Consider the following 16267-nt stretch of genomic DNA (forward strand, 5'->3'; position numbering starts at 1 on the left):
AGTCGACATGTGCGACAATCCGCACACACGCAATTTTCTTACGTGCGAGAAACCGCACACTTGCGCCTGGCGCATGGCGGATATGCGTTTCGATCTTTCTGTAAGTGACTGACCAAAAAGAGATTTCAAAAAATTTTAACCTTTTCGTCACCTCCCCTTGAAGCAAAAGCGGGCGGTTTGTTTTCTCTGGCTCGAGTGCAAAGGGGACATTGCTGCCCCGCCTGCGCCTGAATTTTTGGTTTCATGATAGGGAGGACACCCATGAAATTTCTCGCAACCGCCGCAACGGCTCTTGCTCTGAGCGTGACCGCAACCGCAGGTTTTGCTGCCTGTGACGATGGCGAAATGGTCATCAAGTTCAGCCACGTCACCAACACGGACAAGCACCCCAAAGGCATCGCCGCCCAGTTGTTCGCCGACCGCGTGAACGAAGAAATGGACGGCAAGGTCTGTGTCGAGGTCTATCCGAACTCCACGCTCTATAACGATGATCAGGTTCTCGAAGCGATGCTGCAAGGCGACGTTCAGATGGCGGCTCCGTCGCTGTCGAAATTCGAGACCTTCACCAAGATCTACCGCATCTTCGATCTGCCCTTCATGTTCAAGAACATGGATGCCGTGGAAGAGTTCCAGAACTCTGAAGCCGGTGAAGCAATGAAGCACGTTATGGCGCGCCGTGGTCTTCTGGGGCTTGAGTTCTGGCACAATGGTCTGAAACAGATCTCCGCCAACAAGCCGCTGATCAATCCCGAAGACGCAGCCGGTCTGAAATTCCGCGTGCAGCCCTCCGACGTGCTGGTTGCCCAGATGGAAGCTCTGAACGCCTCGCCGCAGCCGATGGCCTTCTCCGAAGTTTACGGCGCGCTGCAAACCGGCGTTGTGGACGGTCAACAGAACACATGGTCCAACATCTATGGTCAGAAGTTCTTTGAAGTGCAGGACGGCGTCACCGAAACCAACCACGGCCTTCTCGACTATATGGTTGTGACCTCCGTGGACTGGTGGGAAGGGCTTGATGCCGACATCCGTGACCAGCTCGCCACGATTCTGGAAGAAGTCACCGTCGAGCGCAACGCGGCCATCGGTCAGGTGGATGCTGACAACCGTCAGGCTGTTCTGGATGCCGGTGGTGTGATCCGCGAACTGACCGAAGAGCAACGTCAGGCCTGGGTGGATATGATGAAACCGGTCTGGGCCCAGTTCGAGGCCGATGTAGGTGCCGACAACATCGCTCTGGCACAAGAAATCAACGCCAAGCACTAAGCTGGCTGACACGATGACAGGGCCCCGTCTCTGATGGGGCCCTGTTTACACCCGAAGACCGGGTGATCCGGTTCGAAAACGGGCCGGGAAGAGGGGCAAGAGGGGTCACTCACCATGACACAATATCAAGACAATCTACCGAAATCGGCCTTGTCGGCCTTCTTCGACGGGCTCGAAGAGAACATCATCGCGCTGATCCTCGGTCTGATGACGCTCATCACATTCGCCAATGTGGTGCTGCGCTACCTGTTCAACCAATCCCTGATCTGGGGCCTCGAAGTGGTGCTGATCCTCTTCGCGTGGATGGTTCTTCTGGGGATTTCCTACGGGTTCAAAAAGACCTCGCACCTCGGTGTGGATGCGGTGATCAATATTCTGCCGGCGCGCGGACAGCGTGTGCTTGCGGTCATTTCCGCCGTGGTCTGCCTGATCTATGCCGCACTTCTGTTGAAAGGCGCTTGGGACTATTGGGCGCCGTTTGCCGCGTTGCAGCCGACCGAAGGCCGCTGGTTCCCGACGGGGTTCACCGAGAACACGCGCGACCGTGCGTTCTACGTCACCGATCAGGTGCCGATGCTGGAGATGTTCCGCTGGCTCGAAGGGTTGATCAACTATGGCGACAGCTACGACAAGCTGCCGCGGGTGATCCCCTATGCCATTCTGCCCTTTTCCACCGCACTGATCCTTCTGCGTGTCGTTCAGGCCACCGTCCGTATCGTGACGGGCAAGCAGAACTCCCTGATCGTCTCTCATGAGGCCGAAGACGAAGTCGAGCGCGTCGCGCACGGCGAATACGAGGAATAACCCCAATGGATGTCGTCTTTCTTTTCGCCATGGTCATCGGCCTTCTGCTGATCGGTGTGCCGATTGCAGTCTCTCTGGGCCTGTCCTCCATCATCTTCCTGTTGATGTTCTCCGACACATCGCTCGCCTCGGTGGCCCAATCGCTCTATCAGGCGATGGCAGGACACTACACGCTTCTGGCCATTCCCTTCTTCATCCTTGCCTCCTCGTTCATGTCGACGGGCGGTGTGGCCAAACGCATCGTGCGCTTTGCCATTGCCTGTGTGGGGCATTTCCACGGTGGTCTGGCGATTGCGGGTGTGTTTGCCTGTATGATCTTCGCCGCGCTGTCGGGCTCCTCGCCTGCGACCGTTGTGGCCATCGGCTCTATCGTCATCGCCGCCATGACCCAGATGGGCTACACCAAGGACTTCGCTGCCGGTGTCATCGCCAACGCGGGCACCTTGGGCATCCTGATCCCGCCCTCCATCGTGATGGTGGTCTATGCCTCCGCCACGGATGTCTCTGTGGGCCGTATGTTCCTTGCCGGCGTGATCCCGGGGATCCTCGCGGGCACCATGCTGATGATCGCGATCTATGTCATGGCGCGGATCAAGAAACTGCCGAAAGGTGAATGGGCCGGCTGGGGCGAAATCGGATCGGCCTTCAAGGATGCCTTTTGGGGCCTGATGCTCATCGTCATCATCATGGTCGGGATTTACGGTGTACCTGGCGTGACCGGCGCGATCTTCACCCCCACCGAAGCGGCTGCTGTGGCCTCTGTCTACGCCTTCCTCGTGGCCTCCTTTGTCTATCGTGACATGGGACCGCTGGCGGATCGCGACGGCACCGGACCCGTGTCGCTTCTGAACAAGCCCCAAGCGCTCGTGACCGCCTTTTTCCACAAGGACACGCGCCATACGCTGTTCGATGCGGGCAAGCTGACCATCATGCTCATGTTTATCATCGCCAACGCGCTGATCCTGAAACATGTGCTCACCGATGAGCAAATCCCGCAGCAGATCGCCAACGCCATGCTGTCGGCGGGCTTCGGCAAGATCATGTTCCTCATCATGGTCAACGTGATCCTGCTGATCGGCGGGCAGTTCATGGAACCCTCGGGGCTGATCGTGATCGTCGCTCCTCTGGTCTTCCCGATTGCCATCGAGCTTGGCGTGGACCCGATCCACCTCGGCATCATCATGGTGGTGAACATGGAAATCGGCATGATCACGCCGCCTGTGGGCCTGAACCTCTTCGTGACCTCCGGCGTTGCCGGAATGCCGATGATGTCTGTCGTCCGCGCCGCACTGCCGTTCCTCGCGATCCTGTTTGTTTTCCTGATCCTCGTCACCTATGTGCCCGCGATTTCGACCTTCCTGCCGACATCGCTCATGGGGCCGGAGATCATCACAAACTGATCCGGACCGCACCGGAGCCAACACACAAGAGGGGCCTTCGGGCCCCTTTTTCCTTTGTGCCGGAAATACTCAAAAGAAAACGGCGCGCCTTTTTTCAAGGGCACGCCGTTCGAGTATTTAAGCCATCAGAAAGCCGGCTGTCGGAAAGCTGACCGTCAGAGGGCCGGAAGGTCTCAGTTTCCGGATGTCAGCGCCGCCAGAGCTTCGAGCTTGGCAAGTGCCTTGCCGGAGGCGATGCTCTCGACTGCGATCTCGACACCGTCCTTGAGGCTCGAAGCCTTGTCGGCCACCACAAAAGCTGCGGCAGCGTTCATCAGCACGGCGTCGCGGTAAGCCCCTGTCTCGCCTTTGAGCAGGTTCAGCATGGCCTTGCCGTTTTCCTCCGGCGTGCCGCCCAGAATGTCCTTGAGCGGGTGGACGGGCAGGCCAGCGTCTTCGGGGTGGATTTCCATTGAACGGATGTCACCATGTTCAAGGGCGGCCACGGAGGTCGCGCCGGTGATCGACACTTCGTCGATGCCTTCATGGCCGTAGACCAGCCATGCCTTTTCCGAGCCGAGCATTTGCAGCACTTCGGCCATGGGCCAGATCAGGTCGGGCGCAAAGGCACCGGTGAGCTGGCGTTTGACGCCTGCGGGGTTGGTCAGCGGGCCAAGGATGTTGAAGATGGTCTTGCAGCCCAGTTCGACCCGCACAGGCCCGACATATTTCATTGCCGGGTGGTGCATGGGGGCCATCATGAAACCGATGCCGATTTCGTTGATTGCTTTTTCGACCACATCCTTGCCGACCATCACATCAATGCCGTTGACCGACATGGCGTCGGCGGAGCCGGATTTCGAGCTGAGGTTGCGGTTGCCATGTTTGGCCACGGGGATGCCTGCGCCCGCAACGACAAAGGCCGTGGCGGTGGAGATGTTGAGCGTGCCCAGACCGTCGCCCCCTGTGCCCACGATGTCCATTGCATTGTCAGGGGCGGAGACGGGCACGCATTTGTCGCGCATGACCTTGGCAGCGGCGGCATATTCCGACACAGCTTCGCCACGTGCACGCAGCGCCATCAGAAAGCCGCCCACTTGCGCGGGTGTCGCGTCTCCGTTGAACAGGATTTCGAAGGCCTGATCGGCTTGCGCACGGCTCAAAGGCCCTTCGGAGGCGGCAAAAATCAAGGGTTTCATCGCGTCACTCATGCCGCTTCTTCCTCTTTTAACTGGTTCAGAAATGTTTTGAACATATCGTGCCCATGCTCGGAACGGATGCTTTCCGGATGGAATTGCACCCCTTCGATGGGCAGGGTCTTGTGGCGTAGTCCCATGATGGTGCCGTCCTTGAGCTCTGCGGTCACTTCGAGACAATCGGGCAGGGTGGCGCGATCCACGACGAGCGAGTGATAGCGCGTGCCTTGCAACGGTGAGGGCAGACCGGCGAAGACGCCTTTGCCTTCGTGATAGATCTCGCCCATCTTGCCGTGAACGATCTCGTGACACCGCACGACATTGCCGCCGAAAGCCTCGCCAATGGACTGGTGGCCCAGACAGACGCCAAAAAGCGGAATGCCCGCGTCAGCCGCGGCATGAACAAGCGGCACGCAAATGCCTGCCTCGGAGGGTGTGCAGGGCCCCGGTGACAGCACAATGCCCGAAGGGCGCAGCGCCATGGCTTCTTGCACATTCAGGGCATCATTGCGGACCACATTGGCTTGCCACCCCAATTCGCCGATATAGTGGACGAGATTATAGGTGAAACTGTCGTAGTTATCGATCAGAAGCAGCATGGTAGCGGTCCTTTTGCGCGCGAATACGCCGAGAAATAAGGCTGTCGTCGCGGGCAATCGGCCCGTCTGACAGCAAAGGGCTCAAAGGGGGATGATCCCGCCTCAAAGCCGCGCTATACATGTTCACAAGGGCCGGACAGGGTCAAGGGCCGCCTTGACGGGACGGCGCAAAGTTGAGGCCGGAATGACGTTCGGATAGGATCGGAACGCGTCCGGAGCAGGACAAACAGACGAATGCCGGGGCAAAGCCCCGATGACAGGCTAAGGAGCACGGAATGGGGCGGGGAATATTCACCGGATTGATCTGGGGAACGATTGTCGGATTCGGGATTCTGGTCGTGGCCAATGAAGTTGCCGCACCTGTCAAATTGACGGCATCCCAGCCTGCGCCTGCGGCATCTGACGGGGTTACGCCTCCGGACGAGAGCGCGTCGGTAGACGCGGCGGATGTGGCGGATGCGGAGACGCCTGCCGAGGTTGATCCCGCTGAACCTATGGCCAGCGAGGACGAAACCCTGTCAGCAGAGCCTGCGGTGTCAGAAGACATTACCGAGCCGGAAACGGAGAGCGAGACCGCGCCTACAGAAACTACGGATGCTGAGACCGTGCCTGCTGAGACCACGCCGAGCGAGGCTACGCCGCAAACCGAGGCGCAGGCCCCCGAGGCCACAACCGAACCGTCCGCTTCGCCGGAGATTGTCCTGCCCAACGGACCGCAAACGCCGCAGGGCGGGGATGAGGTCATGGACAGTGTCAAGACGCCGGAGACCAGTCCCGTACTGACCCCGCCGCAAGGTTTCGCACCACAAGCCGGAGCCGCCGACAGCCAGCCCGCCGCGCCTGATGGCATTGATCTGCCCGCAGCGACGCCTTTGACCCCCGAGGGGACCGGCATGGAAGAAGGTATGGAAGAGGGCACGGATGACACCGCCACAGATTCCGCCACCGACACCGATGAAGCGTTGAACACCACGCCCGAAGTGAAAATCATGTCCCCCGAAGATGCGGCCACAGAGGCGCTACCGGGGCAGAAGGTCGGCTCCTTCACCGATCGCAATGACAGCCGCGTGTCCTCGCGCCTGCCGTCTATCACGGATGCTCCCGCAACGGACACAGCGGAGGCCGCCCCCATGGTGGTTGCAGAGGATCTACCCGCGCTTCTGGCCTATTCGGCGGACTTTAATGAGACGCCCTCCGGTCCGGTGATGAGCGTGATCCTCGTGGATATTGCTCAACTGGGACCGGAAGATGCCGCCCTGTCGCACCTGCCGTTCCCTGTGACATTCGCCGTGGACGCGATGGCATCGCAGGCAGGCGAGCGCGCTCTGGCCTATCGCGACAAGGGGATGGAAGTCCTCTCGATGATCTCGTTGCCCGACGGGGCGACGCCACAGGATGCCGCCGTGATCCTGTCGGAGGCGGCCAATCTTGTGCCTGTCTCCATCGGTTTCCTCGATGTGCCCTCGGCCAGCTTCCAAACCTCGCGTCAGGTTGCGGCGCAGGTCGTGGCCACCGCGCAGGAAAGCGGGCGCGGCCTTGTGACCTTCCCGCACGGGCTCAACTCTCTGGAGCAGGAAGCCAAACGCGCCAAAGCTCCCGCTGCGCTGGTGTTCCGCGATTTCGATGGCCGTTCACAGGATGTCGCCGCGATGAAACGCTTCCTCGATCAAGCCGCATTTCAGGCGGGCACTGGCAAAACCGTGGTGCTTCTGGGCCGCTCGAAACCCGATACTATTCAGGCGCTGGCGGAATGGTCTCTGGGCAACCGCGCGGCAACCGTGACCATGGTGCCACTGTCCTACCTCTTGAGCCGCTCGCAGCTTTGATCCGCCAAGACTGCGCTGCCTCAACTCACGAGTGAGGGCGCAGGACGCTTGACAGGGTGCGACATTTTGTCATCCAATCTTTCCCGGATACCGGCACAAGACCGGCAGGGAGGAAAATATGACAGAGATGACAGCAGCGGCGGCGCCGGTGCCGGATGTGGCGCGTTTGGGACTTGCGGATTTACGTGCGGCATTACAGGCGGGCTGGCGGGACTACCGGCGGGCACCGGCCTTCGGATGTTTCTTTGCGGCGGTCTATGTGCTCATCGGGATCGGCTTTGTGCTGTTCGGTGCGGGGACCGTGCTCTGGACCTTTGCCTTTTCGCTGGCCTTCCCGCTGTTCGCTCCCTTCGCAGCCGTGGGGCTTTACGAGGTGTCGCGGCGTCTGGATCGTGGCGGGGCGATGGACTGGTATAAGATCCTCGGCGTGGTGATTGCGGAGAAGGACCGGCAAATCCCTTGGATGGGGGCAATCATCGTCATCTATGTGCTGTTCTGGTCCTTCCTCGCCCATATGATCTTTGCGCTTTTTATGGGGCTGTCGGTGATGACCAATGTTTCAAGCTCTTATGATGTATTCCTGACGCCCAACGGTCTGACCATGATGGCGGTGGAGCTTGGTGTGGGTGGCGTTCTGGCCTTTGTGCTGTTTTCCCTGACGGTGACATCGCTGCCGCATCTTCTGGACAAGGAGGTGGATTTTGTCACGGCCATGCTTTTGTCCCTGCAAGTGGTGCGGCAAAATCCGGTGGTGATGCTGGTCTGGGCGGGTTTGATCGCCGTTGTGACGCTGGTGGCAATGGTGCCGATGTTCCTCGGACTATTCGTGGCGTTGCCGGTGCTGGGACATGCGACATGGCACCTGTATCGGCGCGCGCTTCCTTGAGGGGCCGTGGGGCTAGGTGCGTTTGCGTGCGCCTCTGGCCGTCAGCATCAACAAGACACCCGCGCCCACAATCACCGCTCCGCCTAGCAGTTCCAGCGCATCGGGCCGCTCGCCAAAGACCAGCGCGCCGAGCACCATGGCAAAGACAAGCCGCGTGTAGCGAAACGGCGTGACGACCGACAGCTCGCCCATGCGCATCGCCATGGTGAGCGCGGTATAGGCGGCGACACCGACGAGGCTTGCCATGATGATATAGCCGAGGTCCGTCAGTTGCGGCATGATCCAGTAGCCGTCATAGACCGACAGGAGCAGACCGGACAGCAGTAGCGCGGCAAAGCCCGTCACGCCAAGCTGGGCGTAGGACAGCACGGGAGAGGCGGCACGGGTGGCCAGATCGCGCCCCGCAAAGCCGATCATGCCCAGAACCGCGAGAATGGAGAGCGGGGAAAACCCGTCGAGGCCGGGGCGGATCACCAGAAGCACGCCGAGAAAACCCAATGCAATGAGCGCCCAGCGGCTCAGGCTGACCGGTTCGCGAAAGATCACCACAGCTGCGGCGGCGACCATGAGCGGTGTGGCTTGCAAAATCGCTGAGGTGGTGGACAGGGCGGTGAGCGCCAGAGACAGGGTGAAAAACACGCGGCCCAACACTTCGAACCCTGCGCGGATCACCATGACGCGTTCGGCCATCACCGGATGAAAGACCCGTTCGCGGCGCTGCCATGTGAGGCCCGCGAAGATCATCGTGCCCGTAAATCCGAAGAGCGTCAGGATCTGCCCCACAGGTATATGGTTGGCGGCCTGTTTGACGGCCATATCTTCCAGCGAAAAGCAGAACATGGCGAGCACCATCAGGAGCGCGCCTTTGAGATTGCCCGCTTTCAGCGCGGCGAGATCAGGGGATAATGTCATGAGACCTCCGGAACGTGTGGCGCGACCATGGCGAAATGGGGCAGGGGAGGCAAGATGCCTCTAGGCCGGAAAATCCGCTTCGCCCAGCACTTGCATCTCCACCAGAGGCGGCACCGTGGTCACGACTTCAAGCACATGGTTGAGGGCCGCGACGCAATAGTGATGCATTTTGTCGGCGTGGTAATCTTCGTAAATCGTCCACTCTTTCACATGGCGCAGAAACACCGCAGAGGGGTTTTCGCGAAACAGGCTGGCGGGGGTCTTTTCATCAAGCGCGGGGGCTTTTTCGGATTTGGAGAAGGTCTCGTCGGTGATCTTGAAGGAGACGTAATCTTCAAAGCGCAGGGTGAAGCGGCGGGAGCCGGGGCGCACTTCGATCACCCGAGCCTTGCCCAGAAGGTCGTCGATCACGGAGTTGCCACTCTTGAGCTGGTCGGGCTCGCCCTCGATGCCCTCGTCGAAAATCACCGTCAGGCGGCGTTCGTTCATCCGTCCCATGCGAAAATCCGACAGGTAGAGGTTTTTGACTTTTTCAAGCTGGCGTAGGGCTTCGGCGGGCATGGGGTCTCCGGAATGTTCGGGAATAGGATGGCGGAGCTTTGCCAAAGCGGCAAGCCAAATCACGCAAAGAAAAAGGCGACCGAAAGGCCGCCTCTGAACTTCGGGCTGTCGCGCCGGTTTATTCGCCTTTGGCGGCGGCGGTCGCTTTGGACACAGCGGCAGAGGACTGCGCCGATCCGGTCGGCAGCGGTGTTTTCGCGCCCGTGGCCAGCGGATCGTCGGCGCGTTGCACGGAGCCTTCGAAATGGGCACCGGATTCGATGGCGATGGTTTTGTGGATGATGTCGCCTTCGACGCGGGCGGTCGAGGTCAGACGCACTTTCAAGCCACGCACGCGGCCCACGATGCGGCCATTGACCACCACATCATCCGCGATCACTTCGCCTTTGATCATCGCGGTTTCACCCACGGTCAGGAGATGCGCGCGAATGTCGCCTTCGACGGTGCCTTCGATCTGGATGTCGCCGGAGGTCTTGAGATTACCGGTCACGGTCAGGTCCGAAGACAGCACGGAGGCCGGCGGTTTCGGTTTCGACGCGGAGGCGGCGAAATCGGGTGCCGGAGATTTCGGCATGGCGGGCTTGGCGGCCGACGCCTCTGGTTTCTTGACGTCCTCACCCTGTTTCGGGCCAGGTTCGTTGATTCTGCTTTTAGAAAACATCACGGGCTGCCTTAATGTAAGTCATCGGATCAACGGCCTTGCCTTGAACACGAATTTCATAATGAAGATGCGTGCCGGTGGAATGGCCGGAATTTCCCATAGCACCTATTTGCTCGCCACGCGAGACCCTTTGCCCGACTTTCACCAATATTTGCGACTGGTGTGCGTAGCGTGTCTCAATGCCGAACTCGTGCTGGATCTTGACCAGACGCCCGTAGCCCGACTGCCAACCGGCAAATGTGACCACCCCGTCGGCAGTCGCGTAAATCGGTGTGCCATAGGCGGAGGCGAAGTCTTGCCCCTTATGCATCCGGCCCCAGCGCGGCCCGAAAGGGGAGGTCATGCGGAAGGCGTCTTTGAGCGGGAGCGAGAAGGGCGCTTTTTGCGCGGCGATCCGGTAGAGGTTCAACTGGTCCATCTTGTTGATGATCGCATTGGCGCGCATCGAATCCGGATCAACAATCCCGCCCTTGGTCGAGAATGTGATCGGTGTGAGGGGGCCGCCCTGACCGGAATAGCCTTTTTTCACGGTTTCGATCAGTTGGTCGGGGTCCATGCCCGCAGATTTGAACATCTTGTCCAGCGGGGCCACAGAGATCGTCACCGCATCTTCCAACTGGGTGAAAATCCTGTCGTTTTTCTCTTCCATCAACTTCAGATCGGTTTCGAGCGCTTCGGCCATTTTCATGGCCTGACTTGCGGAAACCACCATTTCGTCGCGTTCGCTGGCGGTGTCAGACAGAGCGTCGGCCAGCACGTCCACTGTTGCTTCGGCTTCAAGCGCGCTCATGCCGTTCTTGCCACCGGTTTCGCCGTTCAACTGGGCAAGGAGTTCTGTTTTATCGGCCTCTGCGGTGTCGCGGGCCTTGAGCGCCTTGCGCAGATTGGCCTGAACGACTTCGACGCCTTTTTCCAGTTCGCGCACCCGTTCTTCGGAGGCCAGAAGCTGTGACTGCATAACGGAAATCTGTTCCAGCGCTGTCGTGAAGCGCGCTTGGGCCGCAGCGGCTTCTTCGGCGCGCATGTCGCGCTCATGAGCAAGTTCCGCCACGCGGTTCTCGAACAACACCAGATCGCGGTTCGCCTGATCGCGGAGATTTCCGGAACCGATACTGTCCATCAGGATGATTGCGGTGGCGATGATCAGCCATGCGGCGAACACCGTAGATCCGGTGAAGGCGATGAGCTGGGTGAGCGGGCTGATCCGCATGTAGCGGGTGTCATTATCTGACCGCAGAAACACCCGGCGTTCCGGGAAGCTGCGCTCAAGCATATGGTTGAGCTTATTTGTCATGGCTTGGCGAAAACCGTCCTCAATGTCATCCCTCGTCCGCTTGGCAGTCTCATGATCCGGTTGGCCCTGTGGGGCGGCGCGGATTTACTTATTAACCTTGTGCAGGCCGCACCCGTCTGATGCAGTGCCTTGGCCTGCCCCTGCAAGCGGTTGCTCCTCTGTTAGCCGAGCCTGTGCAGCGGGGCAACGCTTTTGCCCTCAACTTCGGCATCTGCGCATAATACAAGCGAATTTCCTCTTTGAATGGGCGGTTTTCTGCTTATGTTAGCGATCACAGCTGAGGTGAATGTCATGGATATATCCTATCTTTGAGGCCGGCGGCCTTTCACGGGTGAATACGGCGAGGGCCTGTGTTTGGCCTTTTATGTGCGATTTTTAGATTTTTCAGAACCAGGCAACATCTCCGGAGTCATCTTCCGACAAGGCGAATGGGGCATCTATGTTGTCGAAGAGTTTATGCGCGAGATGCCGCAGCCGAATGACTTCGTCTAGCGGCTTTATCGGGACCGTTGAGCTTCCGGATTGTGTAGCCAGATGTCCGAGCACACGCTGGAGATCGTCGAGAGTCTGGTGTAGCCGGTCAAGCGCCTGAAGACTTCTTTGGACCGCAGGTGACAGTGATTTGGCCTCGGTGAGAGCGGGGCCGAGCGCGATTTGAACTTCGGCGGCGAGCATGACGAGCGCGATCATTTCGTCCTGGATACGTTTGTTCAACGTATCCAGTGAAATCACGGCTTGCCCTTTTGCGTCGCTATCAGGCTGGATGCCTTCGGATTGGGGTGTCATCAGAGTTTGCCCACGATCGCTTCAATTGCGGCTTTCAGCCCTTCAGGATTAAAAGGCTTTTTGAGGAAATTATTCATTCCAAGCCGTTTCCCCATGTCGATGATTTCGCGATCCGCGCGCCCGGTGATGAGAAGAAAACCGACGCCACGGGTTGGACCATTGGAGCGCAGTGCATGTAGCAGTTGCAGCCCGTCCATTCCCGGCATGTTGTAGTCGGAAATGACCAGATGAACAGGGGAGGTTGCAAGTTTCTGAAGGGCTGATGGTCCATCTGCCGCACTTGCGACATTCCTGATTCCGTATGAATCCAGAGCGTTCGTTATAAGGCCACGGCTTGTGGACATATCATCAACGACCATGACACGGATTTGATCTCGAAGTGCCATTAGACTAGTCCTTTACTTTCATATGCACCGATCGGTGCGGAGGGCGAGGTGGGGTGAAGGGTTTGGTATGTGGTCACGCCGGAATTTTCAAAAAGCGGAGCGACATCTTCATTGAGCCTCTCGGAATGTCCGAGCATGAGCCAGCCCCCTGTTTCGAGGATGTTCGCAAAGCGTTTGAAAAGTCGAGTTTGGGTCTGTTCATCAAAGTAAATGACAACATTTCTGCAGAAGATTGCGTCAAACTTTCCATGCATGGGCCAAGGCGCGTGAAGATTTAGCTGGCGGAAGGCAACCAGCTTTTTTACTTCCGGCTTGATCGTCAGAGTGTCTTCTCCATTCAGCGGGCTTCTCGTGAAAAATCTTGTGATCGTTTCATTTGTAAGCCCTGTGGTGAGTGATCCGAAATATTGACCGCTTTGGGCTCGGCTCAGCACTTCGGGATCGATATCTGTCGCCAGGATTTTCAAATCTTCTTTTGTTAGTTCGGGCGCGCCTTTTAGAATGGTCATGGCAATCGAATAGGGCTCCTGTCCGTTAGAACAGCCCGCAGACCAAATTCTGACCTTTCCACCTTTGGACAGCTTCTGTTTGAACTTGGGGAGCATCGTGGTTGCGAGATATTCGAAATGATGGTTTTCGCGGAAGAAATGCGACACGTTTGTTGTTAATGCCGAAACAAAGCTGTCCAGTTCCGCACGATCTTGAGACGTTTCCAGAATATTGAGATATTCCTCAAAGCTGGAAAGCTTTAACGCACGAAGTCGGCGTGTCAGGCGGGACGTCACCATGGAAACCTTAGAGGGGGCCAAGACAATACCCGCTTCACGCTCTGCTATTTCTGCGATGCGTGAAAAGGCATGGTTTGAAATTGCATTCGCGATTTCAGGGCGCTCGGTTATGGTAGATAGCTCCTTCAAGCGACCTCCTCGCCTTGGGGAGGCATAACAGCTTCAAGGTCCAGAATTCGGATCATACGGCCATCTACAATTGTTAGGGCTGAGACAAATGTCCGGGCTTCATCGGCGGTAAGGTCTGGCGGGGGCTGCATTTCCTCAGATGGAATGGCGAGGATGTCAGACACAGCGTCAACCATAAGGCCGGCGGTGCGTTCGCCAAGATCTACAACGATAATGACATTGCGTTCAGTATCTTCTCCGGTTTGAAGGCCGAGACGGGCCGACAGATCAATGATGGGAAGAACGGTGCCGCGCAGGTTGATGACACCTTTCACGAATGAAGGGGCGTGCGGCAGGGAAGTTGCCTTTGCCGATCCTCGTATTTCGCGAACGGACATAATGTCTACTGAATAGTCTTGCCCGCCTACTCGGAAGGACAGGAGCTCAATCGAAGTGGAGTCGTTCTGTTTTTCGATGTCAGTCATGATTTTATCCTACGAGTAATTGCTGTGGCTGACGGACGCGGGTGCGGCCGGAGGCCTGTCCAACCAGATCGGTCGGGTCGAGAATAAGAGCGATTTGCCCATCACCCAGAATGGTGGCCGCAGCAATTCCCGGAACGCGGCCGTAGCTGCCTTCAAGTCCTTTGATGACGACTTGACGCTGGTCTTCGATGGAATCGACTGCGAGTGCGGCTCTGTTTCCATCCTCCTGACCAATGAGGAGAACAGTCCCATCAACATAGCTGTCTTGCGGGGTGCGGTAACCGAGTTCTGCGCCGAGATCGAGCAGGGGGACGAAACCGCCGCGAATTTGGACGACATGTGTTTCAGGTCCGAGGGCAGTGAGGTCCTCGTTTGTGAGTGTGAGCGTCTCCAGAATGGCGTTTAATGGCACCACAAGTGTTTCATCCGCCACCCGGACAACCATGCCATCCAGAACGGCAAGGGTCAGAGGCAAGGAAATGGAGAAAGTCGTGCCTTTCCCTTCCTGGGATGTGATGCTGATCCTTCCGCCGAGCGCCTGGATCGAGCTTTTCACGACGTCCATGCCGACGCCACGCCCCGACAGGTTGGAAATTTCGGCGGCGGTTGAAAAACCGGGCAGGAAGAGCAAGTTGTCGATATCGCTATCGCTGAGTTGCGCGTCCTCAGGAATAAGACCTTTCTGGATGGCCTTTTCTTTGACGCGTTCACGGTTGATCCCACCGCCATCGTCCGTGACTTCGATGACAATTCGACCGGAGCGATGTTGGGCTGTCAGTGTCACGTGGCCTTCGCGGCTTTTGCCTGCTTCCAGACGTTTTTCCGTGCTTTCAAGCCCATGGTCCACAGCATTGCGGATCATATGGGTCAACGGGTCTGCCAGACGTTCGATGACGGTTTTGTCGACTTCTGTATTTTCGCCATCGGTGCGCAGACGAACGTCCTTGCCAACAGAGGCGGAAGCTTCCCGAACGATGCGTCCCATGCGTTGGAACAGGGATTTGATCGGCTGGGCGCGGATCATCATAACCGATTCCTGAATGTCACGGGTCAGTTGCAGAAACTCTTCCAGACCGGTGGAGACCGGGGAATTGGGGGGGAGACCAGCCTCTGCGACGGACTGGCTGAGCATGGCCTGATTGATCACAAGCTCTCCAACAAGGTTTACCAGCCGGTCAATGCGCTCCAGATCCACACGAACAGTTGCGCGGGGTTGTGTCGGGGTTGCCGCGGCCTTCGCTTGTGTGGATTGTTCGTCTTTTGCTTCTCCCAACGTCTTTGTGGTGTCTTTATTTGCCGTGGTATCTGCGACATCAACACTCGCTGTTGCTGCGTTTTCCGGCATGTTCGGGGCACTTTCGGCCTGCGGCGGAGGAGTCATTTCCGGAGTGGCAGAGATCGGAGGTTGCTCTGAGGAGGAACGTTCGGCCGCTTCAAAGGAGGGTGCGGCGTCCTGATCACCCGTCAGGGCATTGATTTCCAGCAGACAAAGCCCGTCTACAAATTCAAATACTTCGCGAACGGCCTGTTCCGGCTCTTCCGTGTGGATGGTCATGTCCCATGAAAGATGTCCGGTGTCGGGGTTGAGACTGTCGAGTTGTGGAAGGTCTTCACAGTGGCAAATGACAGAAATATCGCCAAGGTCACGCAGGGCGCGGAAGAGATACAAAGGTTCATTGCCGGAGGCATAGAGCGCATCTTCCGGTTTGAATTTGACAGAAAATCCTTTGCCTTCGGAACCCACTATCGGGGGGATAGCTGTGTCGGGAGAGGGAACGGGCATATCCAGTGCGGGCAATGCGTCATCGGAGGCATCCGCGGCGGGAAGGGCGCTCACATCAGGAAGCTCTGGCAGGTCTGGCAAGGCACCTCCGTCACCGAAGTCGAGCGACAGCGTGGCCGGGGTGAAGTCGAGGTCTTCCTCCTCTTCCTCTTCGAGGCCGACGAGCTTGTCGAGGTTTTCCAGAACCGGACCGGTGATGCCGTCATCCACCTGATCGCCATCCCGCGCGGCACGCACCAGATCGGCCAGAATATCGGCGCAGGTAAAGAACAGGCGAATGGCCTCGGCATCCGGAGTGAAACGGCCTGCGCGGACTTCGTCCATGGCGGTTTCGAACCGGTGGGCGAAATGAACCAGATCATCGAGACCAAAGGCGCCCGCGCCCCCCTTGATCGAGTGAACAGCGCGGAAGACGATGTTGATCGTTTCAGAGTCGGTATCGCCATCATCCATGAGTTGAAGACCGTCCTGAAGGCTTTCCAGGAGCTCTTCACATTCAATGAAGAAGGAGGCGCGAATTTCTGTCATAGGGTCGGACATGGGGAACCTC

The 16267-nt window shown here is 58.2% G+C and carries 16 protein-coding genes; 5 read left to right on the forward strand and 11 right to left on the reverse strand.

The genetic code is table 11. From position 1 onward, the window contains the following. Positions 1-261 precede the first annotated feature (261 nt). From KO492_RS02355 to KO492_RS02365, 3 genes are all read left to right on the forward strand, one after another. Positions 262-1263, forward strand: a complete 1002-nt coding sequence (locus KO492_RS02355) for a DctP family TRAP transporter solute-binding subunit (RefSeq protein WP_216043493.1) — start codon at positions 262-264, stop codon at positions 1261-1263. Positions 1264-1377: 114 nt separating this feature from the next. After that, positions 1378-2067, forward strand: coding sequence for a TRAP transporter small permease (locus tag KO492_RS02360; protein WP_216043494.1), 690 nt, complete (start codon positions 1378-1380; stop codon positions 2065-2067). 5 nt (positions 2068-2072) lie between these two features. Then, positions 2073-3467 (forward strand): TRAP transporter large permease, encoded by a 1395-nt coding sequence (locus KO492_RS02365; RefSeq protein ID WP_066606026.1) that lies wholly within the window; start codon positions 2073-2075, stop codon positions 3465-3467. 173 nt (positions 3468-3640) lie between these two features. Here the strand turns inward: KO492_RS02365 and trpD are convergent, their stop codons facing one another. Both trpD and KO492_RS02375 read right to left on the reverse strand, forming a co-directional pair. Further along, entirely contained in the window at positions 3641-4657 is a 1017-nt protein-coding gene (gene trpD / locus KO492_RS02370; protein ID WP_216043495.1) for an anthranilate phosphoribosyltransferase, read from the reverse strand. Beyond that, on the reverse strand, positions 4654-5241 hold the full coding sequence (locus tag KO492_RS02375) for an anthranilate synthase component II (protein ID WP_216043496.1): 588 nt from the start codon (positions 5239-5241) through the stop codon (positions 4654-4656). The genes trpD and KO492_RS02375 overlap by 4 nt, the downstream gene beginning before the upstream one ends. A gap of 275 nt (positions 5242-5516) precedes the next feature. On the opposite strand from KO492_RS02375, the gene KO492_RS02380 reads away from it, so the two are divergent. Together KO492_RS02380 and KO492_RS02385 are read left to right on the forward strand one after the other, a co-directional pair. Then, on the forward strand, positions 5517-7067 hold the full coding sequence (locus tag KO492_RS02380; protein WP_216043497.1) for a divergent polysaccharide deacetylase family protein: 1551 nt from the start codon (positions 5517-5519) through the stop codon (positions 7065-7067). Positions 7068-7185: 118 nt separating this feature from the next. Beyond that, the gene (locus tag KO492_RS02385; protein WP_216043498.1) at positions 7186-7953 is read left to right on the forward strand and encodes a DUF2189 domain-containing protein; all 768 of its coding nucleotides are present in this window, start codon (positions 7186-7188) and stop codon (positions 7951-7953) included. A gap of 12 nt (positions 7954-7965) precedes the next feature. On the opposite strand, the gene KO492_RS02390 is transcribed toward KO492_RS02385, so the two are convergent. The 9 genes from KO492_RS02390 to KO492_RS02430 form a co-directional block, all read right to left on the reverse strand. Continuing rightward, positions 7966-8865 (reverse strand): DMT family transporter, encoded by a 900-nt coding sequence (locus KO492_RS02390; RefSeq protein WP_216043499.1) that lies wholly within the window; start codon positions 8863-8865, stop codon positions 7966-7968. Between the two features lie 60 nt (positions 8866-8925). Continuing rightward, complete coding sequence (locus tag KO492_RS02395) at positions 8926-9426, reverse strand: hypothetical protein (protein WP_216043500.1); 501 nt, start codon at positions 9424-9426, stop codon at positions 8926-8928. 118 nt (positions 9427-9544) lie between these two features. Continuing rightward, entirely contained in the window at positions 9545-10087 is a 543-nt protein-coding gene (locus tag KO492_RS02400; RefSeq protein ID WP_216043501.1) for a bactofilin family protein, read from the reverse strand. After that, the gene (locus KO492_RS02405) at positions 10077-11381 is read right to left on the reverse strand and encodes a M23 family metallopeptidase (protein ID WP_216043502.1); all 1305 of its coding nucleotides are present in this window, start codon (positions 11379-11381) and stop codon (positions 10077-10079) included. The genes KO492_RS02400 and KO492_RS02405 overlap by 11 nt, the downstream gene beginning before the upstream one ends. Positions 11382-11765: 384 nt before the next feature. Then, positions 11766-12167, reverse strand: coding sequence for a hypothetical protein (locus tag KO492_RS02410; RefSeq protein WP_216043503.1), 402 nt, complete (start codon positions 12165-12167; stop codon positions 11766-11768). Then, positions 12167-12553, reverse strand: a complete 387-nt coding sequence (locus tag KO492_RS02415) for a response regulator (protein WP_066606049.1) — start codon at positions 12551-12553, stop codon at positions 12167-12169. The genes KO492_RS02410 and KO492_RS02415 overlap by 1 nt, the downstream gene beginning before the upstream one ends. Further along, positions 12553-13470: a CheR family methyltransferase gene (locus KO492_RS02420; protein ID WP_252735182.1), complete on the reverse strand. Its 918-nt coding sequence runs from the start codon at positions 13468-13470 to the stop codon at positions 12553-12555. Before KO492_RS02420 ends, KO492_RS02415 begins: the two co-directional genes overlap by 1 nt. Next, complete coding sequence (locus tag KO492_RS02425) at positions 13467-13934, reverse strand: chemotaxis protein CheW (RefSeq protein WP_216043504.1); 468 nt, start codon at positions 13932-13934, stop codon at positions 13467-13469. The genes KO492_RS02420 and KO492_RS02425 overlap by 4 nt, the downstream gene beginning before the upstream one ends. A 4-nt stretch (positions 13935-13938) precedes the next feature. After that, on the reverse strand, positions 13939-16257 hold the full coding sequence (locus KO492_RS02430; RefSeq protein WP_216043505.1) for a chemotaxis protein CheA: 2319 nt from the start codon (positions 16255-16257) through the stop codon (positions 13939-13941). Positions 16258-16267 lie beyond the last annotated feature (10 nt).

The organism is Celeribacter halophilus (genome assembly GCF_018860305.1).
Lineage (GTDB): Bacteria > Pseudomonadota > Alphaproteobacteria > Rhodobacterales > Rhodobacteraceae > Celeribacter > Celeribacter halophilus_A.